The organism is Bradyrhizobium sp. CIR18 (assembly GCF_014198295.1).
Classification (GTDB): domain Bacteria; phylum Pseudomonadota; class Alphaproteobacteria; order Rhizobiales; family Xanthobacteraceae; genus Bradyrhizobium.
In genome coordinates this window covers 369,885-396,446 of the sequence record NZ_JACIHF010000004.1, presented here as the reverse complement: position 1 = coordinate 396,446, position 26,562 = coordinate 369,885, and the positions used below count along the sequence as shown (strand labels likewise).

Below are 26,562 nucleotides of genomic sequence, written 5' to 3'. Positions count from 1 at the left end.
CGGCTACTGGTCTGCCGTGCCTGACATGAAGACAGACCAGGGAGGAAGCCAATGTTGAAGACGATCACGCTCGCCGGTGCCGCGACGGCGCTTGCCCTAAGCGCCGCGCCATCCTTCGCCAAGGAGCTCAAGTCAATCGGCGTCTCGCTGGGGTCGATGGGCAATCCGTTCTTCGTCGCGCTGTCGAAGGGCGCCGAGTTCGAGGCGAAGAAGACCAATCCCAATGTGAAGATCACGACGGTCGGCTTCGAATACGACCTCGGCAAGCAGGTCACCCAGATCGACAATTTCATTGCCGCCGGCGTCGACCTGATCCTGCTCAATCCGGGCGATCCCAAGGCGATCGGGCCGGCGATCAAGAAGGCACAGGCGGCGGGCATCGTCGTCGTCGCGGTCGACACCGCGGCCGAAGGCGCCGATGCCACCGTGACCACGAACAACGTGCAGGCCGGCGAGATCTCCTGCCAGTACATCGTCGACAAATTGGGAGGCAAGGGCGATGTCATCATCGAGAACGGGCCGCAGGTCTCGGCGGTGATCGACCGCGTCGTCGGCTGCAAGAACGTCTTCTCGAAGAACGCCGGCATCAAGGTGTTGTCCAACGACCAGGATGGCAAAGGCTCGCGCGAAGGCGGCCTCACCGTCGCGCAGGGCTATCTGACCCGCTTCCCCAAGATCGACGCCATCTTCGCCATCAACGATCCGCAGGCGATCGGCACCGACCTTGCGGCGCGCCAGCAAAACCGCAGCGGCATCGTCATCACCGCGGTCGACGGCGCGCCCGATATCGAGGCCGCGTTGAAAGATCCGCAGTCGCCGCAGATCCAGGCCTCGGCTTCGCAGGACCCGTTCTTCATGGCACGGCGGGCCGTGCAGGTGGGTGTCGGCATCCTCAACGGCCAGAAACCGGCCTCGACCGTCGAGCTGCTGCCGTCCAAGCTCGTGACCCGGGACAACGTCGCCGAGTATAAGGGCTGGACCTCGGATCGTTCCCAGTAAGATGCGGTCCCGTGCCGGGAGATTGAAACGGGGATGACGGGCGGCGTTTGAAACCACGCTGCCTGTCATGCCAAAGCCGATGCACGTGCCGATCTGCTGTACGAGCGGGCGGGCTGCCTCTTGTGTTAGCCTCGCGCAACCTCGACCGGTCGAATCGGAAGCGATCTCGTGAAATCCAGGACATCCGGTACCGCCTGGCGGCATGCCAATATCGGCCGCCTGCTCAACAACGCGGTTCGCCGCTTTGAAGGCCGCGTCCTCGAATTGATGGGCGAGCGGGGACACGACGAGACGCGCATTGCCCATGTCAGCCTCACCCGCAATCTCGACGTGGAGGGCACACGGCTCACCGAGCTCGCCCGCCGTGCGTCCATGAGCAAGCAGGCGATGGGCGAGCTGGTCGATCAATGCGCCGAGCTCGGCCTCGTCGATCGCATCGCCGATCCGACCGACCGGCGCGCCCGCATCGTCATGTTCACGCCGGCCGGGCGCGAATGGCTCGACGCGTTCCGCGATGCGGTCGACATCGCCGAGCAGGAGATGCGCGTCGAGCTCGGCAAATCCGCCATGGACGCGATCCTGAAAGGGCTGACGGTCTACGGGGCGAAGTTCGACACGCTCGACGATGCCGTTTAGTCAGGTAACTTGACGATATCGTCAGGCAGCCTTACCATGCGAGATAATGCTGGTGGGGAGAAGCCTATTGGAAACACGTCTGACGGCCTCGGTGCTCATCGTCGGCGGGGGGCCCTGCGGGCTGATGCTGGCCAACGAGCTCGGCCGGCGCGGCGTGTCCGCGATCCTGGTCGACGACAAGCCGGGCACCGCATTCAATCCGCAAGCCAACGCAACGCAGGCGCGCTCGATGGAGCATTATCGGCGGCTGGGTTTTGCCGACGAGATCAGGCGCGAGGGCCTGCCCGCGGACTACCCGACCGACGTTGCGTATTTCACCCGCTATACCGGTTACGAGCTGGCGCGCTTTGCATTGCCGTCATCGTCCCGCGCGGGCGAGCTGATCAAGGGCATGTCGGGTTCCTGGAGCGCAGCGGAGCTGCCGCATCGCGTCTCGCAAAAATATGTCGAGGCGGTGCTGCGCCGCCATGCCGAGCGGCTTCCCGGTATCCAGCTCAACTATGGCCACCGGCTCGTCGGTTACACCGAAAACGATGACGGCATCGTCGGCGAGATCGAATGTCTCGATGATGGCAGGCGCTTTCAGGTCCGGGCCGACTTCTTGGTCGGCGCCGACGGACCCCGCTCGGCGGTTCGCCAATCGCTCGGCATCGTCTATGGCGGCGAGACCGGGACGCATCGCGATTTCATGGGCGGCCGCATGCTGGCTGTGTATCTCCGCTCGCCGGAGTTCTACGCGAGCATCCCGCACGCCAAGGCGTGGATGTACAACTGCTTCAATGGTGACCGCCGGGCCTTCATGGCCTCGGTGAACGGACGCGACGAATTCGCGTTTCACACCCAGCTGCGGCCGGGTGAAGACGCGAGTGCGATCACGATCAATGATGCCAAGGCCGCGTTCCAGCGCGCCTGCGGCGCTCCGATCGAATGCGAGGTGCTGTCCTTCGTGACCTGGACCGCAGGTCACGCGCTGGTCGCGAACGGCATGCAGCGGGGCAGGGTGTTCCTCGGCGGCGACGCGGCGCATCTGTTCACGCCGACCGGCGGGCTCGGCTACAACACTGCGATCGAGGACGCGGTCAATCTCGGCTGGAAGCTGGCAAGCGTCGTCAAGGGCGTAAGCCCGGTATCGCTGCTCGACAGCTACGAGGTCGAGCGGCGTCCGGTGGCGCTCCGCAACACCGACTATGCCCGGCGCTTCGCGGACTCCCTTGGTCTCTTTGCGCCTGCGCCTGACATCGAGGACGCCACGGACGAAGGCAGCGAAGCGCGGCGTACGGCAGGCGTCTATCTCGAGCAGCACGCTCGTGCCGAATTCAACATCCCCGGTGTTACCTTCGGTGGGCGTTACGACGGTTCTCCAATCATCGTCTCCGACGGCAGCCGGCCGCCGCCTGATGCTGCGAACGTCTACATTCCCAGCGCCTGTCCCGGTGGCCGCGCACCGCATGCGTGGCTGGAGGACGGCGTGTCCTTGTACGATTTGTTCGGATTCGAATGGACGTTGCTCCAGTTCGGCGAGGTCGCGCCGGCGCCCGCTGCGGTCGCCGACGCCGTCCGCGTGCTCGGGGCGGATGTGAAGCTCGTCACGCTGCCGGGATCCTTGCGCGAACTCTATGACGCCGACCTTGCTTTGATACGTCCCGATCAGATCGTGGCCTGGCGTGGCAGCGCGTCACAGGTCGGAACGATCGGGCGTGTCCTCGCCCGCGCGCTTGGGCACGGCGCAAGCGACGGCGCGCCGGCGGCTTCAGCCGGCGGTGTATGAACTGGTGCGCGGAGACTGAACGGCGGACGGAAGTTTGCTCGCGAAGGCGCGGGTCTTGGGCTGGACACGCGATCCGTCGATCACCTCGAGTCGGCCGCAGCGGTTCAGGGTGTGCAGCTTTCTGCCCGGCCACGCCGGTCCGGGCTTTAGGGAATGGCGGACGATCTGCTTGAAGGCCGTCGGCGACAGCTCGATTACTTCCGCCAGCGCGAGCGCCGCACCGTATCCGTCGGCACAGTTCTGGACCGGGCGCCACAGTTGGTCATTGATGGTCACGAAATTCCCCGCCGGCCGCGTGCTTGCACGGTCGATCAGGACCGGATTGCTGGCGTGCGGCAACCAGGGTCCCAGGAGGTGCTCGGCGTAATAGATCGCCAGCGAGTCTGAATAACCGCCGGTGCCATCGCGCCAGGCGCCGAACAGATAATGCAGGCCATTGTGCCGCGTGATCGTGACGTCGGCGAGCTCGAAGCCTGACAGGAGAGTCGCGTGTCGCTCCCATTTGTCCGGGAAGCGAACGCATTTGTAGAGGGCAACGTCGCCGTGGATCGAGCTCTCCGGGATCATCCACAAATCGCCGCCGTCTTCGATCAGGAAGGGATAGGAGAGGTGCCAGGGCTCCTCGAGCACGGGCACGACCTCGCCGGTCGGCCCATTGTCACCGAACTCGATCGCCGAAATGATGCCCTTTCCGACCCGGTGATCGAGGTCTTCGAAGAAGACGAATGTTCGGCCATGCCACGTGACGGGAATGGGATCGGCGTAGAAGTGATTGCCGGGATCGGGAAGAATGTTCCAGCCTGGTCCAGACAGGTCGCCATTCTGCCAGACGCCAGCGCCGTCGTTGAAACGCCACCCGATATGCCAATGCGGGGCGTAACAGCAGAGGCGATAGATCTCCTTGGCGATCGACACGGCAAGGCCGCGCGCGACATAGCCGGCGGGACCCCGGCGCGGGCCCTCTCCGGCGGGACGCGCCAGTTGCGGCACAATCCGCGGCCGTCCCGACAGGATCGCCGACACCATGGTCAGCGTTCGCGCCATGACGGTTTCGAGTGCGCCGCTGAGGCCTGCGGCAATTTCGCCGGAAGGATGGCCGCGATCGACGACCGAGCCGTCGACTTCGTTGACGATGTCGATCACCGGCAGGTCGCCGGCCAGGATGGCGGCGAGCGCGGCGTTTTCGCCTGCAACTCCATTGAACAGCGGACGGAGATACAGCCGGGCCGAGCCGTTCGGATCGCGCGCGCCGCCGGTGAAATCGACGATCACGTCGGCCGTCCCGGTGGGCGCCTGCGTCCGTTCCGCAACAATGTTCAGCCTGTTGGCGCCGCTGTGTTTGCCCTTGTACAACACCAGGCGTTCGAGCTCGAACAGGGCGTCGAGACCTGTGGGGCGCGGCTCTGCAGTCGCCGTCCACGCGATTTGAACCGGAACGTCCCGGCCGTCGATCGACAGCGTCTGGCGATCCATCCACCGCCGCGCGTAGTCGCGTTCACAGCGAAACTCGATGATCATGTCGAGCCCAATTATTCCAACGTATCAGGTCAAGTGACCTGGCCGAGAATTCGAACGTATTCCTCCACCATGGCATCTACCGAATAGCGCAGCCGCAGGCCTTTGGCGTTTTGTCGCAGTTCGTCGCTCAAATGTTGATCCGTCAACAGCCCGGAGACGGCTGCAGAGAGCTTCGCGTGATCGGAGGCATCGACGAAGAGTGCAGTCGGCTTTCCTTCGTAGGACAACACTTCGCGCAAGACGGGAAGATCGGTGACGACGGAGGGAACACCGGCGTTCGCAGCTTCGACCGCGGCCAGACCGAAGGTCTCGGCCTGGGTCGGGAATACGAACACGTCGAGGCAGGCGAGAAACTCCGCCATCCGGCTGGGCGGGATTTCCCCCAGCAAATGCAGCCTGTCTGACACCTTCAATTCACTCGCGAGCAGCTTCAGCCGGGCCTCGTCGGCTCCCTGGCCGGCAAGCGCGAGGTGCCAGGACGGTTGATCCGGCAGCAGACGTATCGCCAGGTCGAGACGCTTGTGCGGATGCAGCCTCGCTGCGCAGCCGAGCAATATACGATCCGGCGGCAGGCTGAGTTTTTGTCGTGCGGCTTCCTTCGACAGGATCAGGGCCTTGTCATCGAAGCCGTGCGGGACATGCACCATGCGCGACCGGTAGGCCGCGGGGTAGCGCGAATATTCGCGCTCCATGTCTTGCGAATTGAGCGTGATGCGATCGAAGAAGCCGAGGCTGCCCATGGCGATGTCGGCGGTGCGGACCGGCCAGCTCATCGACAATGCGGATGACACCTGATTGGCGATGACAGGCGCGCGGCTGACGAGGCGCGTCACGCCGCCGCCGATGACGTTGCCGAAATGCTGGAAGGTCAGGACGGCGTCGGGCCTGATGGTGCTGATATGGCGGCCGAGCGTCCACAGCATCCGCAGCAGTGCCACCGGATTGCCGGGTCGGCTCGGTGCGCAATAGAGCGTATCGGGCGGCTCGTCGAAGGAATCCGATTTGCGGAAGAAAAATAGATTGGTGACGCGGTAGCCACGCGCGGTCAGCCCGGCGCCGAGAAGCCTGGAGATCTCCTGCGCACCGGCGTTCTCGGCCTGGGTCTGCGCGAGAAGCACGTGCAGCTTTCGTCCGCCGCCGTTCGACCGCGCGGGTGCCGTCGCGGTCGTCTCGCCCAATTCCTTGTTCGGCTGATAGTGGAGCACCGATCCCGACCCGCTAAAGAAACGAAATCTTCACCTTCTTAACTCCGTACCTATCATGCGGGCATCGCGCGGACACCGACTAGCAACAAACGGAGTTAATGCCAGGCCTGGCCGCCGACATCGCTCCCGCAGGCATTTCACGGGTTCCGGGATGCTGCGCAGCGAGCGCGTTAACCAATCGATCCCGAGCGCCACCAGCGCGTGATCGCGGACTGCCGGGGGAGGGCGTGATTGAGGCCTAGTCGCTGGAGTCGGCGCCGCGCACTGCATAATTGCCGCGCTTCAAGGCGGAGAAGCGCAGCAGCACGAGGATCGAAGGATCCAGCCCTGTTCGGCGGCGGCAGAGGACGTTCAGGGCAATGGTCGCGAGCGCCAGCGATACGGTCGCCGAAATCGCGGCGCCAAGCACACCGAGCCAGGGAATGAGGATGAGAAATCCCACGAGCCGCAGCGCGACATTGGCGGCAACGACGGGGACGTAGATTCGTTCATGGCCGGTCAGTTGCAGGATCGCAGCAGACGGGCCGCCTGCGGCCTGGATGGCCGTTCCGATTGCGAGCACGATCAAGACCGAGTGCTGCGCGGTGAAATGAGGTCCGAACAGGTTGAGGAGATAGGGGCCGCCGATCCAGATCGTTGCCAGCCCGGCGATCACGCATAGCGCGGTCACCTCCGCCATCAGCTGTAAGGTTCGCTCGAACTCCCGGTGGTTCTTGCTGAAATACAGCGAGGGAAGCCGGCGGGCTCCGAACGTGTATAGCGCTGCCGACAGCATGGCGAAGATGTTGGCAAGGCGCGATGCGGCAAAGTAGATACCGGCAGTCACCGGATCCAGCATCCAGTACACCAGAATGACGTCGAAATACTGGTTTGCAGCTTCAAGGATGGATGCAAGCCAGAAGTGCAGGGCGCTCGAGCGCCAGCGGGACGTTTCGGAGCGCGCCGGCGTACCGCGCAAATCCGGCAGCACGCGCGCGATCGAAACGATTTGCGCAACCAGGCCCACCGATATGGCAAGTGTCATCACCGCCAGCAACTCGGCGGGATCGAGTTGCCGATGACCGAGCAGCATGGCGAGCAGAAACAGGACGACGATGACTCGCCAGAAGAACTCGCGATTTCCTTCGCCCGTGAGAATGCTGACCAGGGAGCGTGCGATCTGGCTGCCAAGCATCACTCCGGCAGTCGCGGCCGTATAGGCCGACACCGCAAGTATGAGCAGCCACCCGTCGCCTCTCATGTCCGCCGCGATGGCGATCCCGATGATCACAATCAGCATTGCGACCGAGGTAATCTTGAAGCTCGACAGGAGAACGCCTTTGGTGAGGTCCGGCCTGTCGCCGACCTGATACTCGTTCAGGAACCGCACCAGCAACGATTCCTGGCCGACCAGTCCCACGACGGCGGCGATCTGGGCAACCGAAAGCCAGGTCGCAAAGATACCGAAGCCGTCGGGCGACATCGTTCGCGCCGCCAGCGAAAACAACGCAAACGCGAGCGCGCCGCTACCAACCTTGAGCAGGATGGTACCGACGACACCGCGCGTGACATCGCGCCGCATGAGCTGGAGGATGGATTTAATCATGAGAGTTTAAGGAGCTGCTCTCCCCTGAAAAACATGTTCCGATATCGGTGACAACCTAGCATGCCGAAAAACAGCGAGTGTTAATGCGGGCGTCCAGGATCTCGCCCGCGACTCGATACCGCGATGATGCCGGTTGCTCCACTGTGGAACATCGCCGTCCCCGTTGTCCCAAATAGAGCAGCGCCGAACTCAGGCCGACTGACGGCATAGTGCCGCATCGACGGCCGATAAAGGCGAGATCAGGCGCTTGAATGCGGAATGGCTCGCCGGGATCGGCCGCAGAACTGCCGGAAGCCGGAATTTACCGAGAATCCCGAGCAAGAGGCGTGCCGGTTATCGTCTGGGTAGCCCGGCTCTCTGCTTCATTAACCTCGATACCGAGAAATGATCGCCTTTGGTCCTGCGATGCGACATCAGGCCGGAGAATTGCACGTGCGGCTTTGGTTGACCGTGGGAGCCTGGATCATGACGGCGGATAGAACTGTGACCGAGCCGATCGACACTGCTGGCACTTCGACGATCGTTGCGGACATCGCGATCGTCGGCGGCGGCCTCGCAGGATCGCTTGCGGCGGCCGTGCTGGCGCGGGCAGGGCATCGCATCGCCCTGATCGACAAGCGGGCAGTCCATCCGGATGAGTTCCGGGTCGAAAAGATCGGTGGCCATCAATTGGCGATGCTCCGCAAGCTGGGCTTCCTCGATGCGCTCGAAAATGTCGCTTGTCGATATGATCAGGTGCTCAATATCCGGGAAGGCAAGGTGGTCGATGTCAGCGTCGGCCAGGCCTACGGATTTCCCTATGCCGATCTCGTCGCCATGGCGCGCAGCCGGATCCCCGATCCATCCGATCTGATCGTCGACGAGGTCACCGCGATCAGCTGCAGCGACGACGTCCAGCATCTTGAGCTGGCCTCCGGACGGCGCGTGACTGCGCGCCTCGTCGTTCTGGCCACGGGCATGGCGGCGGCTCTCGGTTACAAACTCGGTATTAAGCGGCAGATTCTGGCCGAACGCCATTCGGTCTCGTTCGGCTTCACGATCGCCCGCCGCGATGGCGCGCCGTTCGATTTCGAGGCGCTGACCTGCTATGGCGAGCGCACCGCCGACGGCATCGACTATCTCAGCCTGTTTCCGGTGCGCGCCGGGATGCGGGCCAATCTTTTCATGTTCCGCGACCCGACCGATCCGATCATGCGCGAGCTGCGCCGTGAGCCGGAAGCGACAGTTCTGCGTCTGCTGCCGGGATTGCGGCCCTATCTCGGCGATTTCCGCGTCACTGACCGTGTCCAGAACTGGGTGATGGATCTGACCGTGGTCGAGGGACATCTCCAGCCCGGCATCGTGCTCATCGGCGATGCGTTCCAGACCAATTGTCCCGCCGCCGGCACGGGCGTCGCGCGCCTGCTGGTGGACGTCGATCGTCTGTGCACCGAATATGCTCCGAAGTGGCTCGCGACCCCAGGCATGGGCCTGGACAAGATCCCGCAGTTCTATTCCGATCGCGACAAGATCGCGGCGGACCAGCAGTCCCTGAAGATGGCGCGCTTCCGCCAGGCCCTGACATCCCGCAACGATATCGGCTGGGATGTCCGGCGCCGGCTGCACTTCCTGCGGCGTAGCCTGGCGCACCGCGTCGATCAAATGCATCCCGGCTGGCTCGGGCGAGTTCGCGGGGCGTTGCGCGCCTGAGCTCCGTAGCCCTTCGCCTGCCGTTTTTCAGCTCGTGGGCGTCGGGGTGCGGGCGGGCAGGAGCCGCAAATCCGACAGCCGCTTGGCCGCCAGTTTGAGCCAGGGAGCCTGCTTCAGCGCGAACAGGGCGACGGCACCTGCGGTGCTGCCGGCTTTCGTGATCGCCCACATCGGCGAGGGCTGTCCGCCGAACAGTTTCTTGTATGGCTCGTCACCAATGGTGAAATCGAGCATCTGATCGCCGCGCTCGATACAATCCCGCGCGACCTGCTCGAACATCAGCGCGCCGAGCGACTGGCTCTTGTACCCGGCAATGTCGAAGGCGCTCATGATGATGAGGAAACTGCCCTGATGGCAGAGGCCGAGCACGGCGGCGATCACTTCGCCATCCATCTTCATGGCATAGAGACGCACAAAGGAGCCGAGACCACGAAGGGCCACGTCGGAATAGAAGCCGAAATATTCGGGACGCTGGAGCAGATCTCCGTCGCCTTGCGCCTGAAAGCGCGGTCCGCGAAACTTCCTCATCACATCCAGCGCTTCGAGCACGGAGACGCTGTCGTTGCAGCATGAGAAGCTCAGCGCGCCTTTTTTCTGGAGCTGACGATATTTCTTTGCAAGCTCCTTCTGATAGGAGCGATCGATCGCACTGGCCCGCCATTGCTCGAACGGCGCGACGAGCACCGTCGCGTAGGCGTTGGTGTCCATCGATACGCGGCGGGATGTAGCCAGGAGATTCTCGATCGGAAGCCGCCCGTCGGGCAGCTTGGTCATCCGGAGCAGATCGAAAGGACGAACGAGGCGCCGGATCTCCGCGCATGCTTCGGCGTCGTCGAGCAGTTGTGAAAACAACTTCGGGCTGCAAACCGGCGCCAGATAATCGGAGACACGGAGGTCGGCGAACTCGACGGTTCGGATCGGACCGCGCCGGATCCGGAGCAAGGGCAGCACCATCGCAAGGGCGCTCGTCGCGCGGTGGCGGACCACGACGACCAGAGGTGTCGCACCCGCATCCGACGCGAGCCTGGTGTAGAGGCTGTGCAGCCAGATCGGATGCTGGAACGCAGTGGCAGCCGAGCGATCAAACAGCTCGGCATATTCCGGAGACAGAAAGTCGAACGCCTGCTCGATGACGATGTCGAACGTGTTGCTAAGCTTGTTCATGCGCAATCAGGGAAACCGGATAATTCGCGAAGTCGATCGAGCCGTGGCTACGCCTTATAGCAGGCCGTTACGGGCAAGACACCGGCGGCGTGCGATTTGCATTAACGCGCTCAACCACGTTCGTATCGTTACCAAATTCTTAAATTCCAGAGCCGTTTGGGCTTGGTCTCAGGATGAGATTGTGCAGAGGCGGCCTGATGCCAGACAAGGCTCCGGGCAGCTGAAGTTCACCCGCCCCAACGAAACCTCGTCGTTGACGCCGGTGGTGGTCGTGAATGTGCGCTTGCGCCAAGCGCGGCAGCGATCGTCCTGCACGGATTTCCAAGGTCCCTCATTCGTGTATGATGACCAGCTCAGTTCGGAATATGCGGAAGATGTCCCCCCTTTCACGGCGAGAGCTGTTCGATATGGCGGCGCGGATCACGGCGCTGGCCGCATGGCCCGGCCGCGCTGCCGCCGACGATTATCCCTCCCGTCCCATCAAGCTGGTCATTCCCTATACGGCTGGCGCCGCTGGTGATCAGATCGGACGTCCCTGGGCGGACAGGATGGGCTCGCTGCTGGGGCCGATCTATGTCGAGAATATCGGCGGCGCCGGTGGTGCGATTGGATCCGCCGCGGTGGCGCAGAGCGCCCCCGATGGCTATTCGATTTTGCTCGGTAATGGCAGCACGCAGGTGATGATTCCGTTGTCGTCGCCGCAACCCGCCTACGACACGGTTCGCGATTTCCGCGCTATCTATCGCCTGATTACAAGCACGCTTGCCTTCGCCGTGCAGCCATCCTTGCCGGTGAAAGATCTGCAGGAATTGATAGCCTTTGCGAAGGCTCATCCGGGCAAGCTTTCCTACGGCACCCCAGGCGTCGGCACCGGCAATCATCTCGTCGGGGAAATGTTCAGGCTGCAATCCGGCCTCGCAGCGGACGTCGTCCACATCCCCTATCGGGGCATGAGCCCCGCCACCAACGACCTGGTCAGCGGCCAGATCTCTGCCGTCATTGCCGTGGTATCGAGTCAGATCCTGCAGTTGCACCTTGCGGGCAAGCTGCGGCTGATCGCCGTGACGAGCGAACAGCGGTTGAGCGGCGCGCCGGAGATTCCGACGGTGGCTGAATCCGGCATGCCGGGCCTCAAATACGCCGGCTGGTTTGGCTTGTTCGCTCCAAGAGCGACCCCGGATACGATCGTGGAGCGGATCGCAGCGGGGACCCGCACGGCGATGGCCGATCCTCACTTGCAGGAAAGCTATCGCTCACAAGGTCTGGAGCCGGACATCGATTCGGGTCCCGACAAGTTTCAGCGCCTGGTCGAGGATGAACTGGTCCGCCTGGCTCCCATCGTCAGGTCGACAGGGCTCAAGCGCGATTGAGATCGCGCCGGGCCTGCGTGTGAAGCCGGAACCAATGCCGACGGAAGCCGTCGCTGAGCGAGAGCTCTTCGGGATGTTCTGCCGGCGGCGGTCAGTGCCATCGGGTCTGCCCGCTGCATCAAACTGCCAGCCTTACCGCGCTCGTTCGATATGAGCCCGGATCGCCTGTCGCTCGGCATCGATCCAGCCATGCTGGCGCGCCTTGGCTACCATCTCCGCATAGCGCCGATCCCAGCTTGCGTCATCAGGGCGGCCCGCCAGCGTAGGAACCAGATCGATCGAGACGAGCGCATCACGATCGTCGAGAAGCGTGATCCCTTTCCAGCCCTGCGTTTCGGAATTCGCGTCGGCATGCAGCGCCAGCTTGAAGTTGTGGAAGTCGAACGGCTCGGTGAGCCGGACAATTCCGCCGTCGAAGCATTCGATGATCACGATGCCGCTCCAATGTTCTGGCCCTTGGGCGACGATGCCGATTTGGCACCGCCGGAGCCGCCTATGCCTGAGGCAAGGCCCGCAGCGCGCCCTGAAAATTGACGAGAGGGTCGCCGTCCCCGCCGCGCGTCGCCACGATCCTGCCGATGAAGAGACCATGCGTGCCGACCATCTGGTGATGATGCAGCACGCATTCCAGGACGCCGATCGCCGGTTCGAGCAGCGGCACGTCAAGGACGCCTTGTGCCCATGGCGCCGTCGCGAAGCGGTCAATGCCCTTGGCGCCGCCGGCGAAACGCAGCGCCAGATCTTCCTGTCCGCTGCCGAGGAGGCTGATGCCAAAGCAGCCATTGGCGAGGATGGCGGCATGCGTTTCGGAGCTCGCATTGACGCCGACGAGCAGACAGGGCGGCTCCATGCACAGCGAGGTGACGGAGCTGACCGTCAGCCCGCGCCGTGCGGTCCCTGTTCCCGTCGCCACGATCGCCACGCCGCTCGCGAGGTTGCGCATGGCCAGGCGGAATTCGGCAGCTTCGACTGAGCGGACATCGGTCATTTGCGAGATCTGGCATCCCATGACGTACCTCCGGGCTCGCCCTGGCGCCGCGCTATGCCGAAACCGCGTCGCCCGCGATCGTGCCGCGACCGGCAGGGGCGGATTTCAGCTCTTTCCGGATCGCGGGGATGATCCTGCTGCCCCACAATTCGATCTGGCGCAGCATCGTGCGCTGATCGAAATCGCCGAGCTGGGTCTGAAGCGCGATATGGGACGGCTTGAGAATGCTGATCTCTTCCAGCATACGGTCGATCACCTGGTTGACGCTGCCGACGGGCAGGTTGCTGCGCATCGTTTCCAGGCTCATATCGTTCGGGCCGGCCTCTTCCTTGATCAGATAGCCGTCGTCGCTCTGGGCGCGTCGGAATTTCAGACTTTCGGAGAGCCGGCGCTGGAAGCGCGCATTGTCCAGATAGGACTGGATCTCACTGTCATTGTCGCTGGCATAGGCGCAGCGCAGGAAGCCGAAATGCGTGTCGTCGATCGAACGGCCTTCGTTAGCCGCGATCCCCTCGAGACGTTCGCGCAGCGCCTTGATGGCGTCGAGGCCGTTGAGCAGCGCAGTGACGAACAGATTGTGGTTGTCACGGATGGCGCGGCCGAGGGTCTCGCCATGGCCGGACGTGACCCAGATCGGCGGCATCGGTTTCTGCACCGTGCGCACGGCGATCGCGGTCGGCGGCATCTTCAGATGCTCGCCGTCATAGGAGAAGATGCGTTCGCGCATGCCGGCCTCGAGCACGTCGTAGAATTCGGCGAACAGGGCGTGCGAATGGTCGAGATCGACTCCGAAGCGATCGAACTCGAATTTCTGGTAGCCCGAGCCGATGCCGAGATCGAAGCGGCCGTTCGAGACGGTGTCGGCAAAGCCGATCTCGCCGAGCAGTCGCGCCGGATTGTACAGTGGCAGCACGCAGACCGCAGTGCCGAGGCGGATGCGCCTGGTCAGGCCGGCGCAATGCGCGACCATCATCAGCGGCGAGGGGCAGAGGCTGTAATTGTTGAAATGATGCTCGGCGTACCACGCCGTGTCGAAACCGGCGTGCTCGGCGGTAACCGTCTGCTCGACAGCGTTGTTGATGACCTGCTGCGAGCTTTGATGATAGCCGCGCTGCTGCGCCAGAATGAATACGCCGAATTCCATCGGTTGCGTCCTCCACCGGATTTCTTCTCGGCCGCGCTTGCGGCCGCTCGTCGCTTTTGCGACGCGTTCTCAGCAAGCTAGGGGCTTGAGCTTTTTCGAACAATTGACGTAATCTGAGCATGTCCTTTGCAAAATCTGAAAAGATCGAATGAATCGCCTTCAGGCCATGGAATTGTTCGTCAGCGCCGTCCGTGAGGGCAGCTTTTCCGCGGCCGGGCGCCGCGTCGGGCTCTCGCCGGCGTCGGTGTCGCGCTACGTGGGCGAGCTCGAGGCGCAGCTCGGCGTGCAGCTGCTGAACCGCAGCACGCGCCATCTCGGATTGACCGATGCCGGCAAGATCTTCTTCCAGCGCACCGAGCAGGTGCTGCACGGCATCGAAGATGCCGAAGCCGCGGCGCTTGCGCTTCAGACTGCACCGCGTGGAACGCTGCGGGTGCACTCGCGGACGCTGTTCGGCATCAAGGTGCTTTCGCCCCTGATACCGGGCTTTCAGAAGCTCTATCCGGAGCTGAAGGTGGAGCTGCGTCTGTCCGAGCGGCGTCCACAGCTTCGCGAAGATGAATTCGACGTCGACTTCCAGATCCAGGCGGCGAAGGACGCGGGCCTCATGCAGCGAAGGCTGCTGAGGAGCGAGCGGATTCTCGTGGCTTCACCGGACTACGTCGGCCGCATGCCGAAATTGCGCGAACCGGAGGACATCACCCGCCATAATTGCCTGACCTACTGGATGGGTCCCGACGACGTGGTCTGGAAGTTCATGCGCAAGAACCGGCTGCGCGAGATCGTCGTGCCTTCGTCCCTGAGTAGCAACAACGGCGTGGTGCTGTGCGATCACGCCGTTTCCGGGCACGGCATTGCCCTGCTGGACGACTACACCGTGGCGGAGGAGTTGAAGAGCGGGCGTCTGATCCGCCTGCTGTCGGGCTTCCGGGTGACGAACTCCACCTTCGATGAAGGCATTTACGCGACGTTTCTCCAGAGCAGCTATCTGCCGGAGAAGATCAGGGTGTTCGTGGACTACATGGCGGAGAACGTACCGAAGCAGGTCAAGCGATCGCAGTAATCGAGGTCGCGCTTAGCCCGAAGCAAACCTGTGCGCCGGCAGCCCGCGCACGCCGAGGCCTTCGATCGCGAACAGGCCGCCGGCATCCGGGTGATCGTCGGCGAGCGCGTGGCTGCGCGAGATCGATGTCACGTAGAGGACGTCGAGATCGGGTCCGCCGAAGGTGAGGCTGGTCGGGTGACGGATCGGCATGTCGATCGTCCGCACCATCGTCCCGTCAGGTGCAAACCGCGCGATCTTGCCGATGCGCACGAGGACGGACCAAAGATAGCCTTCCGAGTCGATCGTTCCACCGTCGCAACCCGACTGCTGCGCCTCCGTCTCGACGAAGACGCGCTTGTTCGCGAGGGGACCCTCCGCCCTGTAGTCGTAGGCCCAGATCATCCATCTTGCGCTGTCGGCGAGATAGAATGTCCGGCCGTCCGGGCTGAAGCACGGTCCGTTGCTCACGGCAAGGTCGGTCTCCAGCAGCTCCACCGCGCCTGTTGCGTCCAGCCGGTAGAGACCGCCCAGCGGCGTCTCATCCTCGGCGCGGTCACTGTGCATCGTGCCTGCCAGGAAGCGACCATGGGGATCGGCCTTTCCGTCATTCAGCCGCAGCTTCGGGTGGTCCAGCCCGATCGACGGTCCCTCGATCAGTGTGCGCTTGTCGAAATCGTAACCGGCAAATCCGTGGCGCATGGCCAGCACCGCGCCGCCATCGTCTCGCAGGGCCATCGAACCGATCGGCGCAGGCACGCTGAACGCGTCCGCCAGCCCGGTGGCGGGATCGCGCATGCGGATCAATCCGGCCAGCGCGTCGATCCAGAAGAAGCGCTTGCGGCGCTCATCCCATACCGGGCTCTCGCCGAGTTGGTCCTTTGTCGCGCCCATGCGCATAATCCGGATTGCGCTCATGGTTCCTCTCGAAGGGGGCGCCGGGCTTGACCGATCGGTCTGTGAAAAACTAGTTTCATTCCAGGGTTCTCTGGTCGGCGCCGGGCCGCCGAATGGATTGCAGGCTTCATGACTGAACTGTCAACGATGAAGGACGGCGTTGCGAACCAGGCCGAGGCCTCCGACCGCGTGCTGCAGATTCTTGCCGAAGCCGGGCGGCTGTTCGCCAGCAAGGGATTCGAGGGAACGTCGATGCGCGATATCGCGCTCGCCTGCGGCATCTCCAAGTCGCTGCTCTACCACCATTTCGCCAACAAGGACGAGATCTACGCGCGCGTGGCGGTCGGCTCGACGCTCGAGCTCTATCTGTTCGTGCGCGATCGCATTCCCGACGGGGCGCCCTCGCAGAAGATCCGCGCGTTCATGGTCGCCACGGCCGAATACTTCCGGCGCTATCGTTGGGCCTGGATCGCCTCCACGACCGCCTTCTGGAACGATCCCGATCGCCACAGGCACAAGGAGCGGCTGACGCGCCGCGACCGTTTCGAGAATTTTCTCCGCGGCCTGATCCAGGAAGCCATCGATGCCGGCGAAATCCGCAAGGTCGACGTTCCCATGACCGGGCGGCTGATCCTTTCCTCGCTCAATTGGATGCATCGCTGGTACAACCCCAACAAGTCCGCGACCCCGGAGCAGATCGCGGAGATATTCTTCGACATGATCTTCAACGGGCTGCGAAGCGGCGAGCTGGTCGAGCTTCCCGGAGCGGTGCCGCCCAAGGAGCCGCTCAAGACAGGCCGGCGCAAATCGCGCTGAGCGGCGGCTGGTGGCCGGGCCTCATTCCAACACGATGTTCTGCGCCTTGATCACCGGTCCCCAGAGCGCGGCATCCTTGGTCAGCTGCGCGTCGAGCCGGTCCGGTGCGCCGGTATCGACCATCAAGCCGTCGGTCTCGAGCTGTTTTGCGATCTCGGGCTTCTGCATCGCGGCGTTGGCCGCCGCGTTCAGCCGCGCGATCGCATCGCGCGGCGTGCCCGCAGGCGCGTGCAGCGCGGTCCAGAACGATGCCGTCAGGTCGGAATAGCCGGATTCGGCCAGGGTGGGGATCTCCGGGAAGCTGGCCATGCGCTTGTCCGAGGAGACCGCGAGGATGCGAAGCTGACCGCTGCGCGCGTGCTCGATGACTGCGGCGGGCGTTGCGAAATTGAGGTCGCATTCTCCCGACAGCGTTTCCATGATGGAGGCCGGATTGTTGCGATAGGCGACGTCGGTGACGGCAAATCCCATCGACTTGCTCATCATGATTCCGAACAGATGAGTGACGCTGCCCGGACCGAGGGTAGCGTAGAACAGCGGCTTGTCGCGCCCTTTCGCATAGGCGACGAAGCTCTTCACGTCGGCGACGGGCGTCCGCGCGTTGACGGTCAGCGACAGCGGGCCGTTGCAGAGCATGGCGACGGAGGCGAAATCCGCGAGCTTGTAGGGCAGGTTCTTGCGCAGCAGCACGTTCAGCGAAATCGGGCCGGTGCCGCCGGCCAAGAGGACCGATCCATCCTTCGGCGCGCGCGCCACATATTGCGATCCGACGATGCCGTTGGCACCGGGCTTGTTGTCGACCAGAACCGGTTGGTCCAGGCTTTCCGCCATCGCCTTCGCGATCGAGCGCATCAGGCTGTCGATGGAGCCGCCGGGCGCATAAGGCACAATGATGAAAACCGTCTGAGAGGAGCGCGCTCTCACGATGCCAGGTGCGGCAAGCGGAGCGGCGAGGGCGCCGGCGATCAGAGTTGCCGCCTGGCGTCGGCTGATCCTGGGCATGCGAGTCCTCCTCAAGGTCGTTCTTTGATTGCATGTGAATCTATCGGCTGACCGATCGGTCGGTCAATAGGACATCGGCAGGATATTGCCAGCTGCGACGTTCGGTGCTATCACCGCGAAAAGCTGACCGATCGGTCAGGCGATAACAAGCAAGACAAACCAGGCAAGCAGAAGCCCAGGAGGAAGCCATGTCAGGAGATATCGTCACCCTCGAAGTGTCCGACCACATCGCGCTGGTGACGCTGAATAGGCCTCCCGTGAATGCGCTCGATCGCGCGATGCGCGACCGCATCGTCGCGGTGTTCGACGAGATTTCCGAGCGCAGCGACGTCAGGGTCGCAATCCTGACCGGAGCCGGAAAGGTGTTCTGCAGCGGCGCGGATCTGAAGGATCGTCCGGATCCGACCAAGATCGGTGCGTTCCACAGCCACAACCGGATCACGCGCGAGACCGGAAATTGCATCCGCGAATGCTCAAAGCCCGTCATTGCGGCCATCAACGGCGTTGCGCTGGGGGCCGGCGTTGGCCTGATGGCCTCCTGCGACATCTTCTACGCCAGCGAAGAGGCCGTGTTCGGCATGCCCGAGATCAATGTGGGGCTCGCCGGCGGTGCGGCCATGCTGAACACCTTGTTCGGCCGCTCGCTGATGCGCCGCATGTTCTTCACCGGCTATCGCGTGCCGGCCGCCGAGCTTTACCGCCTCGGCATCATTGAGGCCTGCACGACCAAGGAAAACCTGATCCCCGAAGTGATGAAGCTCGCCCGGGAGATCGCGTCCAAGAGCCCGATCGCGATGGAATACGCCAAGAACGCGGCGAACATGGTCGAGCTGATGCCGCCGCGCGACGCTTATCGCTTCGAGCAGAACATCACCATGGCGCTGTCGAAGACGGAAGACGCCAAGGAAGCGCGGATGGCGTTCCTGGAGAAGCGCGCACCGGTGTTCAAGGGGCGCTGAGATGCGGCCGGGAGAAGGTCTCGACGCGCTGATGTCGCCGCGTTCGATCGCGATCATTGGCGCCTCGCAAGAGGCGACCAAGATCGGTGGCCGGCCGGTCGATCTGTTGCGTCGCCACGGCTACGCAGGCCGCATCTATCCGGTCAACCCGAAGGCCGCGATGGTGCAGGGCCTGAAGGCCTATGCTTCCGTTGCCGAGGTGCCGGAGGCGCCGGATCTCGCCATCATCGCGGTTGACGCGGAGCGCGCGGGCGAGGCCGTGGAGCAGTGCGCCGCGCGTGGCGTCCGCAGCGTCGTCGTGTTCTCGTCCGGTTTTGCTGAGCTCGGCGAACAGGGCCGCGCGATGCAGGAGCGGCTGCGCGTCGCCGCGCGCAATGGCGGCATGCGCCTGCTGGGGCCGAACTGTCTCGGCGCGGTCAGCATCGCCGAGAAGAGCATCGCGACGTTTTCGATCGTGCTCGAGCACAGCATGCCGGTTGCCGGCTCGCTCGGAATCGTGTCGCAGAGCGGCAATCTCGGCAGCTACACCATGCGGCTCGCCAGCGAGCGCGGTGTCGGCGTCAGCCGCTTCATCACGACGGGCAACGAGTGCGACATCGACATCGCCGACGGCATCGCCTGGATGGCGCGTGATCCCGCCACCAAGGTCATCCTGTGCTGCCTCGAAGCCTGCCGTGACGCCGGCCGCCTGATCTCGGCGCTGGAAGAGGCGCGTGATGCCGGCAAGCCGGTCATCGGGATGAAGATCGGGACGTCGGCGGCTGGGCAGGCTGCCGCGGCGTCGCACACCGGAGCAATGGCCGGATCGGACGCCGTATTCGACGCACTGTTTGCCCGTTGCGGCGCGGTGCGCGTCCGCAGCATCGACGAGCTGGTCGATCTCGGCCACGCCGCATCGATCCTGCTGCCGGACCGGCTGCCGAAAGGGCCGGGCATCGCGATCCTCACGGCGTCGGGCGGCTTCGGCGTGCTGCTCGCGGATGCGGCACAAGCGGTCGGGCTGACCCTGCCGGAACTCCGACAGGAGACGCAGCGGCAGATTCTTGAGCTGGTGCCGTTCGCATCGGCCCGCAACCCGGTCGACGCCACGGCGCAGATGTCGAGCCGTCCGGATCTTCTGGAGAAGATCATGTCCGCCGTGGTGGCGGACGAGAGCGCTGATGCGGTGATCCTGCCGCTGCCGTTCTCGCTGCACCTGCCGCGCCTGCGATCCATCTATATGGACACGCTGCGCAACATCCGCACGCAATTTCCGCACCGTCCCGTCATCCTGTGCGTCGACGGTCCAGAGGATGCGCTGACCGAGCTGCACGCACTGGGCTTTCCGACGGTGGAAAGTTTCGACGGCTGCTGCGCAACCATCGCCGCGCTGGTGCGATTGCAGGCGGTGTCGAAGCGTCCGCAGGACGCGCCCGCGGCCGTCGCGCTGGCGGGGCCGCTCCCGACCGATGCCTTCCGCCACGAGCTCGGAGCCAAGCGCGCGCTGGCCAAGGCCGGCGTTCCAGTCCTTGCCGAGCGTCTCGTGCAGGATGTCGATGCGGCGGCGCGTGCCGCCACCGAGATCGGCTATCCCGTGGTGCTCAAGATTGCCTCGCCCGATCTGCCGCACAAGACCGAGGCCGGTGGTGTGGTCGTAGGCCTGGGCTCGGAAGCCGAGGTCCGGCGGGCCTATGCCCAAATGCGCGACCGCGTCGTCACCAGGGCGCCGCATGCAACGATTGATGGTGTGATCGTAGCGCCAATGGCCAAGGGCGTCGCCGAGCTCATCCTGGGCAGCCGCATCGATCCCGTCTTCGGGCCGGTGGTGATGGTCGGCCTCGGCGGCATCTTCGCAGAGATCCTCCAGGACTCCGCCGTAGAGATGGCGCCGGTCAGCGAGACGCAGGCGATGGCCATGCTGAAATCGCTCAAGGCGTTCGCGGTGCTCGACGGCGCGCGCGGCCGGCCGCGGGCCGACCTCGCAGCTGCGGCCTCGGCCGTTGCCGCGTTGTCGCGTTTTGCCGCCGCGCATGTCGATGAGATCGCCGAGATCGACGTCAACCCGCTGCTGCTACGGGCGGAGGGTGAGGGGGCCGTGGCGCTCGATGCGCTGCTGATCCCGCACGGAGAGCGGCCGGTCCCACACTGAATCTAAACGAAGAGAACCGGCAGAAACCGGTCCAGAGGAAGCGCGTCAAAGCAGGAGGAAACGGTGAAGAGATCGACGATCACTGCGCTCGGCATGATTGCCTTGCTGCTCACGAATGCGCCGCTGTCCGCACAGGGCATCTCCGGCGACGTCGTCAAGATCGGCATCAAGAACGACCAGAACGGCCCCTATGCCGACAATTGCGGCCTCGGCTCGGTCGCCGCGGCGAAGCTCGCGGTTGGCGACTTTGGCGGAACGCTCAATGGCAAGAAGATCGAGCTCGTGATCGCTGACGACCAGAACAAGCCCGATATCGGCGTCGCCATCGCGCTGCGCTGGGTCGACAACGAAGGTGTCGACGCCATTGTCGGCTGCTCGGCGTCGTCGATCGCGCTGGCTGTGCAGGATATCATGAAGAACCGCAAGAAGCCTTATCTTCTGGCCGGCACCGCGGGCTCGTTCTTCACCAACGACAAATGCTCGCCGATGACCACGCAATGGGTGGTTGATACCTATGCCCAGCCGAAGGCCACCGTGAAAGCCCTGCTCGCGCAGGGGATCGATAGCTGGTTTTTCCTGACGGTGGATTATGCCTTCGGCAAGGCCTGGCAGGCGGATGCGACCAAGTTCATCGAAGCGGGCGGCGGCAAGGTGGTGGGCTCGGTGCTGCATCCGCTCAACTCGTCGGATCTCTCCTCGTTCCTGCTGACGGCACAGGCCAGCGGCGCCAAGGCGATTGCGCTCGCCAATTCGGGCGCGGATTTCGCCAATGCGATCAAGCAGGCGCAGGAGTTCGGGCTGACCAAATCGCAGCTGCTTGTTCCCCTCGGCCTCATGATCAGCCAGACGCATGGAATTGGTCTCAAGGATCTTCAGAACGTGCGGCTGACGACGCCGTTCTACTGGGACATGACGCCGGAAAGCCGGGCCTTTGCCAAGCGCTATGCCGAGGCGACGAATGGTCAGCTTCTCAACGAGGGCAAGGCCGCCACCTACAGCGCCATCACGCATTATCTGAAGGCGGTCGCTGCCGCCAGTTCCGACGACGGCGACGCCGTGATGCGGCAAATGAAGAACACGCCGATCAACGATTTCGAAATGAAGAATGTCAGCATCAGGGCTGACGGCCAGGTCATGCGACCGCTCTATGTCGCGCGCATCAAGGCTCCGGCGGAATCCAAATACACCTACGACTATTACGACATCACGGGCACGATCGCGCCCGAGGATGCGTGGCGGCCGGCATCGGAGAGCGCCTGCGATCTTCTCAAGTCGCAGTGAAGGACTGGCGGCCGGGCAGGACATGTCGGCAGATATGACGAAAGCAGGAAGCGTGCGATGAGCGTGGTTGAAGCGGTATCGATGCAAGCCGTCGCGGTGGAGAACCTGACGGGTGAAGCCTATCGCGGCGCGATGCGTCGCTGGCTGCATGGCAATCTGCCCGCCAGTTTCCGCAGCGACAGCGCTGCATTCGCATCGCCCACACTTCAGCAGTCCATTGCCTGGGAGGCGGCGATGTACCGCGCCGGGCTGACGGGCATCACCTGGCCGCAGGCCTATGGTGGGCACGGCCGCTCCTTGCGAGAGCACCTGATCGCCAATCAGGAGATCGGTGCGCTCGCGATGCCCGAAAGCGTCAACTCAATCGGCAAGGAGCTTGCTGGTCCCATCATTCTCGCGGTTGGGACCGACGAGCAGAAGCAGCGTTTCCTGCCTGCGATCCTCGACATGCGCAACATCTGGTGTCAGGGTTTTTCCGAGCCCGAAGCCGGCTCCGACCTGGCGGGGCTCCGCACCCGCGCCACCCGGGACGGTGACGGCTGGCGCATCACCGGCCAGAAAATCTGGACCAGCGGCGCATACCGGGCCCAACGCTGTCTCGTGCTCGCCCGCACCGGGCCGCTGGAGGACCGCCATCGCGGCCTTGCGATGTTCGCGGTGCCGCTCGATGCGAAGGGCGTGCGGGTGCAGACCATCAAGTCGATCGATGGCCGCGAGAGCTTCTGCGAGGTCTTCTTCGACGAGGTCGAGGTGGCCCAGACCGATGCGATCGGCGCGCCCGACGAGGGCTGGGCCGCGGCGATCCGCGTGCTGGAGATCGAGCGCGCCACCAACCGCATGTATCGCGCCTGGCGCTTCGAGAACGAGCTGCGCCACCTGATTTCGGTCTGCAAGGCGGACGCCGCGCTGTCGCAGTTGGTCGACGATCATCACTACGCCGTCAGGCTCGGCGAGGTCGCGGTCGAGATCGAGGTGCTGAAAGCGCATGTCGAGACCGCCGTCGAGGCGCTCGTCAACGGTGACAAGATCGGCGCGCGGGGCAGCCTTGCGAAGCTCTATTGGAGCGAATCGCATCAGCGCTTTGCCGCGCTCGCCCTGGAGCTGCTCCAGCAGGCCATGTTGCCGCAGCTCGCGGCGATCAAGGTGGCGCGGCGGCGGTTCGAGGCGATCTATCTGCAGGCCCGCGCCGAAACGATCTACGCCGGCACGACCGAGATACAGCTCGGCATCGTCGCCGATCGGATCCTCCAGCTCTCGCGAGGCAAGTGATGATCGTGGCTGGTGAAGGACTGCAGCCCGCCGAATTCGCCGCAACCGCGACGCGTGCGGTCATCGCCTGTGCGGGGCAGGAGATGCGGGCGCAGGCGCGCAATCTCGCCGGTGACGGACTGCTCGGCATCATCGCGGACGAGGAGGTCGGAGGACTTGCCCTGCCGCTCGGCTTCGCGGTGCCGGTGATCGCGGCCGCCCATTCCGGACTGCTCGGCTTTCCGCTGCTCGAGACGCTCTTTGCCGGCCGCCTGCTCCAGCAGTCGCTGCCGCATCTCGCCACCGCGATCGTCTCGGGCGAGACGTTGGTGTCCATCGCGTGGCAGGGCGAGGCTGTCGCCGAGCGGGAAGGTGAAGCTGTCGTGTTGAGCGGCTGGGTTGCGCGAGCCCCCTGCGCGGACAAGATCGACTATCTGTTGGTCCGGATCAGCGAAGGTGCTGCGGCATTGATTCCGATCGATGCCGAAGGCGTTGTGGTGGAAGACGCGGCAGGCCTCGACCTGACTGTGCCGGAACACGCGGTGCGTCTCCAGAGGGTCCGCATCCCCATCGATTCGATCCTGCCGGCGAACACGTGGGATATGCTCAGCTCAGACGCCAACGTACTGCGTGCCGCGGCCATCCTGGGATCTGCCGAGGCCTGCCTGTCGCTGGCGCAGGAGCATGCGTCGACGCGCCGGCAGTTCGGTCACGCTCTGTCCTACAATCAAGCCATTCGTCATGCGCTGGCGCGACAGAAGCTGGGGCTGGAGAGCATTCGTCATGCGATCACGCGAAGCCTGTCCGAGGGGAGTGGTTCCGTTCAGCGCGATGCGGCGTTCCTGGCCGCGGCAACCTATGGCAGCTCGATCAGCGAAGGCGCGCTGCAGATCCATGGCGGTATGGGCTTCACCTGGGACATTCCGGTGCATCGTCATTTGCGCCGGATCCGCACGCTGCAAGCGCAGGGCGATGCCAGCGGCCTGATCAGCGCATTTGGCCGCCGTTACGTATCGGAAGTTGCTCCGTTCACTGAGGCAGGAGCATGAAGGAGATGACCATGACCGAGACCCGGGATCAGACGCTCGCGGGCCGCGTTGCACTCGTCACCGGTGCCGGAAACGGCATCGGCCGTGCGACTGCGCTCAAATTGGCCTCACGCGGCGCGATTGTCGGCGTCAATGATCTGAAGCCGGAATTCGTGAACGGCACGGTCGATGCGATCAAGGCCTCCGGCGGCGAGGCGTTGGCCGTTACGCAGGACGTGTCCAGTCGCGACGGCATGCGGCAGGCGGTGCTTGGAGTGGCGGAGCGGCAGGGACGGTTCGACATCCTCGTCAACAACGCAGCCTGGGTTCGCTACCAGTCGGTCGCCGACATCGCGCCGGAGACCGTCGAGCGCATGCTCAATATCGGCTTCAAGTCGGTGATGTGGGGTATCCAGGCGGCCGCGGAAGTCATGGATGCCGAACGTGGCGGCGCGATCGTCAACGTCGCTTCGGTGGCCGGTCTGCTGTCGGCCAAGAACAGCATCGTCTACAGCGGCATCAAGGCCGGCGTCATGGGCATCACACGCGCAGCCGCGGCGGAGCTCGGAGAGCGCAACATCCGCGTCAACGCGGTGGCGCCCTCGGCGATTCCGACCGAGGGAACCATGCGCAACCGCAACGCCGAGCTCGACGCGCGCCGGATCGCACGAACGCCGCTGGGGCGGCTCGGCACGGTCGACGACATCGCCAAGGCGATCTGTTTCCTCGCCGGCGACGACAGCGGATTCATCTCGGCACAGGTGCTCACCGTCGATGGCGGGATCACCCTGACCAACATTGCCTGACGGTGCGATCGCCATGTCCAGTCTGACGCCGGAACAGCAGGTCCTGAAAGAGGCCTATATCAAGGCGCGCGGCTATTGGCGGCCCTGGACGGAAGGCCTGCTGCGCCTCGATCCCGAATTTCTTCAGACCTACGGCAAGTATGCGGGCTACGCCGCGGAGAAGGGGCCGCTGTCGCCGAAGATGCGGGAGCTGATCTACGTCGCGCTCGATGGCTCAGCGACGCATCTGTTCCGCTCAGGGCTCGCACTGCACCTCGGCCTCGCGCTTCAGGAGGGGGCGTCGGCGCGGGAGATCGTCGATGTATTCCGTCTCGCAACGGCCCAGGGGCTCGACGGCTGCAACGTCGGCGTCGGCATTCTCGCGGAAGAACTGGCAAGCGCGGGCCTGGAGGTCGATCAAGGCGAGCTCTCGGACGAGCAGAGGGTGCTGCGGGATGCCTATGTCGCGCGGTTCGGCGATTGGCCTGACTTCTGCGAGCAGTGGCTGCGACACGATCCCGGCTATTTCGCCCTCTTGTTCGATCTCCTCGCGGGCGGAGCGGCCGGGGAGGGCCTCGACCAACGGTCGCAATGTCTGATCTCGATCCCATTGAACGCCTGCTTCACAGCGCTCAACCCGCAAGGGCTGCGTGTGCAGATTCGACGGGCCCTGCGGCTCGGCATCGGCCAGCGGGAGATGCTTCAGGTTCTCCAGATGACCGCGCATCTGGGCGTTCATGCCTGCGCCATCGGAGTGCCGGTTCTGATGGAAGCCCTCGATGAGCGTTCGTCGATGGCCGGCGCAAGCGGGGAAGGGCCGGGCGAGGGAGAGCGAGCATGAAGGGATTGGCGATCCGCAATCACAGGGCCTTCGCGTCCGGTGTCCTGTTCCTCGCCTTTGCAATCTTCTTCTTCGTGGCGGCGCTCGGCTACCCCGCGGGCACGGTCGCGCGAATGGGGCCGGGCTATTTCCCGCGCCTGCTCGCGATCGTGCTCGCTGCCATCGGCCTCGTCGTGATTCTCAGTGCCATGAAGCCCGCCGCGGAACGGCAGCTGCTGCGCAAATGGGATTTCAAGGGGCTCGCCTGGGTGACCGGGTCCGTGGTCCTGTTCGCAGCCTTGCTGTTTCCGCTCGGTCTGGTCGGCGCCTTGTTCGTGCTGATCATGGTGTCGAGCCGGGCCAGCTCCGAGTTCACCTGGACAGGCGCGCTGGCGAATGCGGCGGTGCTCATTGCGCTGTGTCTTGCCGTCTTCATCTACGGTCTCGGGTTGCAGCTGCCCGTCTGGCCGTCCCTTCTCACCTGAACGGG

General features: G+C 64.1%; 24 protein-coding genes. 15 read left to right on the top strand and 9 right to left on the bottom strand.

The features are described 5' to 3' along the window. Window positions 1-51: 51 nt before the first annotated feature. The 3 genes from GGD65_RS17635 (at window position 52) to GGD65_RS17625 (ending at window position 3,403) form a co-directional block, all read left to right on the top strand. Window positions 52-999, top strand: a complete 948-nt coding sequence (locus GGD65_RS17635) for an ABC transporter substrate-binding protein (protein WP_018316013.1) — start codon at window positions 52-54, stop codon at window positions 997-999. A 168-nt stretch (window positions 1,000-1,167) separates the two neighbouring features. Further along, entirely contained in the window at window positions 1,168-1,635 is a 468-nt protein-coding gene (locus GGD65_RS17630) for a MarR family transcriptional regulator (protein WP_183236055.1), read from the top strand. Between the two features lie 46 nt (window positions 1,636-1,681). Beyond that, window positions 1,682-3,403 carry an FAD-dependent oxidoreductase gene (locus GGD65_RS17625; protein ID WP_183236054.1) on the top strand — a complete coding sequence of 574 codons (1,722 nt, stop codon included), beginning with the start codon at window positions 1,682-1,684 and terminating at the stop codon, window positions 3,401-3,403. Here GGD65_RS17625 and GGD65_RS17620 read toward each other — a convergent pair. The 3 genes from GGD65_RS17620 to GGD65_RS17610 form a co-directional block, all read right to left on the bottom strand. Beyond that, window positions 3,386-4,921: a hypothetical protein gene (locus GGD65_RS17620; RefSeq protein ID WP_183236053.1), complete on the bottom strand. Its 1,536-nt coding sequence runs from the start codon at window positions 4,919-4,921 to the stop codon at window positions 3,386-3,388. The two genes, GGD65_RS17625 and GGD65_RS17620, sit on opposite strands and share 18 nt — an antisense overlap. Window positions 4,922-4,950: 29 nt before the next feature. Further along, complete coding sequence (locus tag GGD65_RS17615; RefSeq protein ID WP_183236052.1) at window positions 4,951-6,126, bottom strand: glycosyltransferase family 4 protein; 1,176 nt, start codon at window positions 6,124-6,126, stop codon at window positions 4,951-4,953. Window positions 6,127-6,364: 238 nt separating this feature from the next. Continuing rightward, entirely contained in the window at window positions 6,365-7,711 is a 1,347-nt protein-coding gene (locus GGD65_RS17610) for a lipopolysaccharide biosynthesis protein (RefSeq protein ID WP_183236051.1), read from the bottom strand. 465 nt (window positions 7,712-8,176) lie between these two features. Here GGD65_RS17610 and GGD65_RS17605 point away from each other — a divergent pair, with 465 nt between their 5' ends. Then, window positions 8,177-9,400 (top strand): NAD(P)/FAD-dependent oxidoreductase, encoded by a 1,224-nt coding sequence (locus GGD65_RS17605; protein WP_183236050.1) that lies wholly within the window; start codon window positions 8,177-8,179, stop codon window positions 9,398-9,400. A 27-nt stretch (window positions 9,401-9,427) separates the two neighbouring features. Here GGD65_RS17605 and GGD65_RS17600 read toward each other — a convergent pair whose 3' ends face one another. Beyond that, window positions 9,428-10,564: a GNAT family N-acetyltransferase gene (locus GGD65_RS17600; protein ID WP_183236049.1), complete on the bottom strand. Its 1,137-nt coding sequence runs from the start codon at window positions 10,562-10,564 to the stop codon at window positions 9,428-9,430. Window positions 10,565-10,938: 374 nt separating this feature from the next. On the opposite strand from GGD65_RS17600, the gene GGD65_RS17595 reads away from it, so the two are divergent. Further along, window positions 10,939-11,934, top strand: coding sequence for a tripartite tricarboxylate transporter substrate binding protein (locus tag GGD65_RS17595; RefSeq protein WP_183236048.1), 996 nt, complete (start codon window positions 10,939-10,941; stop codon window positions 11,932-11,934). Between the two features lie 132 nt (window positions 11,935-12,066). Here the strand turns inward: GGD65_RS17595 and GGD65_RS17590 are convergent, their stop codons facing one another. The 3 genes from GGD65_RS17590 to GGD65_RS17580 form a co-directional block, all read right to left on the bottom strand. Beyond that, window positions 12,067-12,366: a hypothetical protein gene (locus GGD65_RS17590; RefSeq protein WP_183236047.1), complete on the bottom strand. Its 300-nt coding sequence runs from the start codon at window positions 12,364-12,366 to the stop codon at window positions 12,067-12,069. Between the two features lie 61 nt (window positions 12,367-12,427). Continuing rightward, complete coding sequence (locus GGD65_RS17585) at window positions 12,428-12,922, bottom strand: flavin reductase family protein (protein ID WP_177237087.1); 495 nt, start codon at window positions 12,920-12,922, stop codon at window positions 12,428-12,430. 52 nt (window positions 12,923-12,974) lie between these two features. Continuing rightward, window positions 12,975-14,066, bottom strand: a complete 1,092-nt coding sequence (locus GGD65_RS17580) for an LLM class flavin-dependent oxidoreductase (protein ID WP_183236046.1) — start codon at window positions 14,064-14,066, stop codon at window positions 12,975-12,977. Between the two features lie 148 nt (window positions 14,067-14,214). Here GGD65_RS17580 and GGD65_RS17575 point away from each other — a divergent pair, with 148 nt between their 5' ends. Next, window positions 14,215-15,129, top strand: a complete 915-nt coding sequence (locus GGD65_RS17575) for a LysR family transcriptional regulator (RefSeq protein WP_183236045.1) — start codon at window positions 14,215-14,217, stop codon at window positions 15,127-15,129. A gap of 12 nt (window positions 15,130-15,141) precedes the next feature. On the opposite strand, the gene GGD65_RS17570 is transcribed toward GGD65_RS17575, so the two are convergent. Continuing rightward, complete coding sequence (locus GGD65_RS17570; RefSeq protein WP_183236044.1) at window positions 15,142-16,026, bottom strand: SMP-30/gluconolactonase/LRE family protein; 885 nt, start codon at window positions 16,024-16,026, stop codon at window positions 15,142-15,144. A gap of 108 nt (window positions 16,027-16,134) precedes the next feature. Here GGD65_RS17570 and GGD65_RS17565 point away from each other — a divergent pair, with 108 nt between their 5' ends. Beyond that, window positions 16,135-16,821 carry a TetR/AcrR family transcriptional regulator gene (locus GGD65_RS17565; RefSeq protein WP_026201583.1) on the top strand — a complete coding sequence of 229 codons (687 nt, stop codon included), beginning with the start codon at window positions 16,135-16,137 and terminating at the stop codon, window positions 16,819-16,821. Window positions 16,822-16,842: 21 nt separating this feature from the next. Here the strand turns inward: GGD65_RS17565 and GGD65_RS17560 are convergent, their stop codons facing one another. After that, window positions 16,843-17,823, bottom strand: coding sequence for a tripartite tricarboxylate transporter substrate binding protein (locus GGD65_RS17560; RefSeq protein ID WP_183236043.1), 981 nt, complete (start codon window positions 17,821-17,823; stop codon window positions 16,843-16,845). Between the two features lie 188 nt (window positions 17,824-18,011). Between GGD65_RS17560 and GGD65_RS17555 the strand changes: the two genes are divergently transcribed. The 8 genes from GGD65_RS17555 (at window position 18,012) to GGD65_RS17520 (ending at window position 26,557) form a co-directional block, all read left to right on the top strand. Next, the gene (locus tag GGD65_RS17555) at window positions 18,012-18,782 is read left to right on the top strand and encodes an enoyl-CoA hydratase/isomerase family protein (RefSeq protein ID WP_092256041.1); all 771 of its coding nucleotides are present in this window, start codon (window positions 18,012-18,014) and stop codon (window positions 18,780-18,782) included. A 1-nt stretch (window position 18,783) separates the two neighbouring features. Further along, window positions 18,784-20,910, top strand: coding sequence for an acetate--CoA ligase family protein (locus tag GGD65_RS17550; RefSeq protein WP_183236042.1), 2,127 nt, complete (start codon window positions 18,784-18,786; stop codon window positions 20,908-20,910). A gap of 63 nt (window positions 20,911-20,973) precedes the next feature. After that, window positions 20,974-22,191, top strand: coding sequence for an ABC transporter substrate-binding protein (locus GGD65_RS17545; protein ID WP_312017715.1), 1,218 nt, complete (start codon window positions 20,974-20,976; stop codon window positions 22,189-22,191). 57 nt (window positions 22,192-22,248) lie between these two features. After that, window positions 22,249-23,460: an acyl-CoA dehydrogenase gene (locus tag GGD65_RS17540; RefSeq protein WP_183236041.1), complete on the top strand. Its 1,212-nt coding sequence runs from the start codon at window positions 22,249-22,251 to the stop codon at window positions 23,458-23,460. Beyond that, the gene (locus GGD65_RS17535) at window positions 23,460-24,488 is read left to right on the top strand and encodes an acyl-CoA dehydrogenase family protein (RefSeq protein WP_183236040.1); all 1,029 of its coding nucleotides are present in this window, start codon (window positions 23,460-23,462) and stop codon (window positions 24,486-24,488) included. The genes GGD65_RS17540 and GGD65_RS17535 overlap by 1 nt, the downstream gene beginning before the upstream one ends. A gap of 11 nt (window positions 24,489-24,499) precedes the next feature. After that, complete coding sequence (locus tag GGD65_RS17530; RefSeq protein ID WP_026201585.1) at window positions 24,500-25,273, top strand: SDR family NAD(P)-dependent oxidoreductase; 774 nt, start codon at window positions 24,500-24,502, stop codon at window positions 25,271-25,273. A 13-nt stretch (window positions 25,274-25,286) separates the two neighbouring features. Then, window positions 25,287-26,093: a carboxymuconolactone decarboxylase family protein gene (locus GGD65_RS17525; protein ID WP_183236039.1), complete on the top strand. Its 807-nt coding sequence runs from the start codon at window positions 25,287-25,289 to the stop codon at window positions 26,091-26,093. Further along, a complete protein-coding gene (locus GGD65_RS17520) occupies window positions 26,090-26,557 on the top strand; it encodes a tripartite tricarboxylate transporter TctB family protein (RefSeq protein ID WP_183236038.1) in 468 nt (155 codons plus the stop codon). Before GGD65_RS17525 ends, GGD65_RS17520 begins: the two co-directional genes overlap by 4 nt. Window positions 26,558-26,562: the final 5 nt, after the last annotated feature.

Coding starts and splice junctions, on each gene's coding strand:
- GGD65_RS17635 (WP_018316013.1), top strand. CDS start 52: ATGTTGAAGACGATCACGCTCGCCGGTGCCGCGACGGCGCTTGCCCTA.
- GGD65_RS17625 (WP_183236054.1), top strand. CDS start 1,682: ATGCTGGTGGGGAGAAGCCTATTGGAAACACGTCTGACGGCCTCGGTG.
- GGD65_RS17620 (WP_183236053.1), bottom strand. CDS start 4,921: ATGATCATCGAGTTTCGCTGTGAACGCGACTACGCGCGGCGGTGGATG.
- GGD65_RS17610 (WP_183236051.1), bottom strand. CDS start 7,711: ATGATTAAATCCATCCTCCAGCTCATGCGGCGCGATGTCACGCGCGGT.
- GGD65_RS17605 (WP_183236050.1), top strand. CDS start 8,177: ATGACGGCGGATAGAACTGTGACCGAGCCGATCGACACTGCTGGCACT.
- GGD65_RS17600 (WP_183236049.1), bottom strand. CDS start 10,564: ATGAACAAGCTTAGCAACACGTTCGACATCGTCATCGAGCAGGCGTTC.
- GGD65_RS17595 (WP_183236048.1), top strand. CDS start 10,939: ATGTCCCCCCTTTCACGGCGAGAGCTGTTCGATATGGCGGCGCGGATC.
- GGD65_RS17585 (WP_177237087.1), bottom strand. CDS start 12,922: ATGACCGATGTCCGCTCAGTCGAAGCTGCCGAATTCCGCCTGGCCATG.
- GGD65_RS17580 (WP_183236046.1), bottom strand. CDS start 14,066: ATGGAATTCGGCGTATTCATTCTGGCGCAGCAGCGCGGCTATCATCAA.
- GGD65_RS17575 (WP_183236045.1), top strand. CDS start 14,215: ATGAATCGCCTTCAGGCCATGGAATTGTTCGTCAGCGCCGTCCGTGAG.
- GGD65_RS17570 (WP_183236044.1), bottom strand. CDS start 16,026: ATGAGCGCAATCCGGATTATGCGCATGGGCGCGACAAAGGACCAACTC.
- GGD65_RS17565 (WP_026201583.1), top strand. CDS start 16,135: ATGACTGAACTGTCAACGATGAAGGACGGCGTTGCGAACCAGGCCGAG.
- GGD65_RS17560 (WP_183236043.1), bottom strand. CDS start 17,823: ATGCCCAGGATCAGCCGACGCCAGGCGGCAACTCTGATCGCCGGCGCC.
- GGD65_RS17555 (WP_092256041.1), top strand. CDS start 18,012: ATGTCAGGAGATATCGTCACCCTCGAAGTGTCCGACCACATCGCGCTG.
- GGD65_RS17550 (WP_183236042.1), top strand. CDS start 18,784: ATGCGGCCGGGAGAAGGTCTCGACGCGCTGATGTCGCCGCGTTCGATC.
- GGD65_RS17540 (WP_183236041.1), top strand. CDS start 22,249: ATGAGCGTGGTTGAAGCGGTATCGATGCAAGCCGTCGCGGTGGAGAAC.
- GGD65_RS17535 (WP_183236040.1), top strand. CDS start 23,460: ATGATCGTGGCTGGTGAAGGACTGCAGCCCGCCGAATTCGCCGCAACC.
- GGD65_RS17530 (WP_026201585.1), top strand. CDS start 24,500: ATGACCGAGACCCGGGATCAGACGCTCGCGGGCCGCGTTGCACTCGTC.
- GGD65_RS17525 (WP_183236039.1), top strand. CDS start 25,287: ATGTCCAGTCTGACGCCGGAACAGCAGGTCCTGAAAGAGGCCTATATC.
- GGD65_RS17520 (WP_183236038.1), top strand. CDS start 26,090: ATGAAGGGATTGGCGATCCGCAATCACAGGGCCTTCGCGTCCGGTGTC.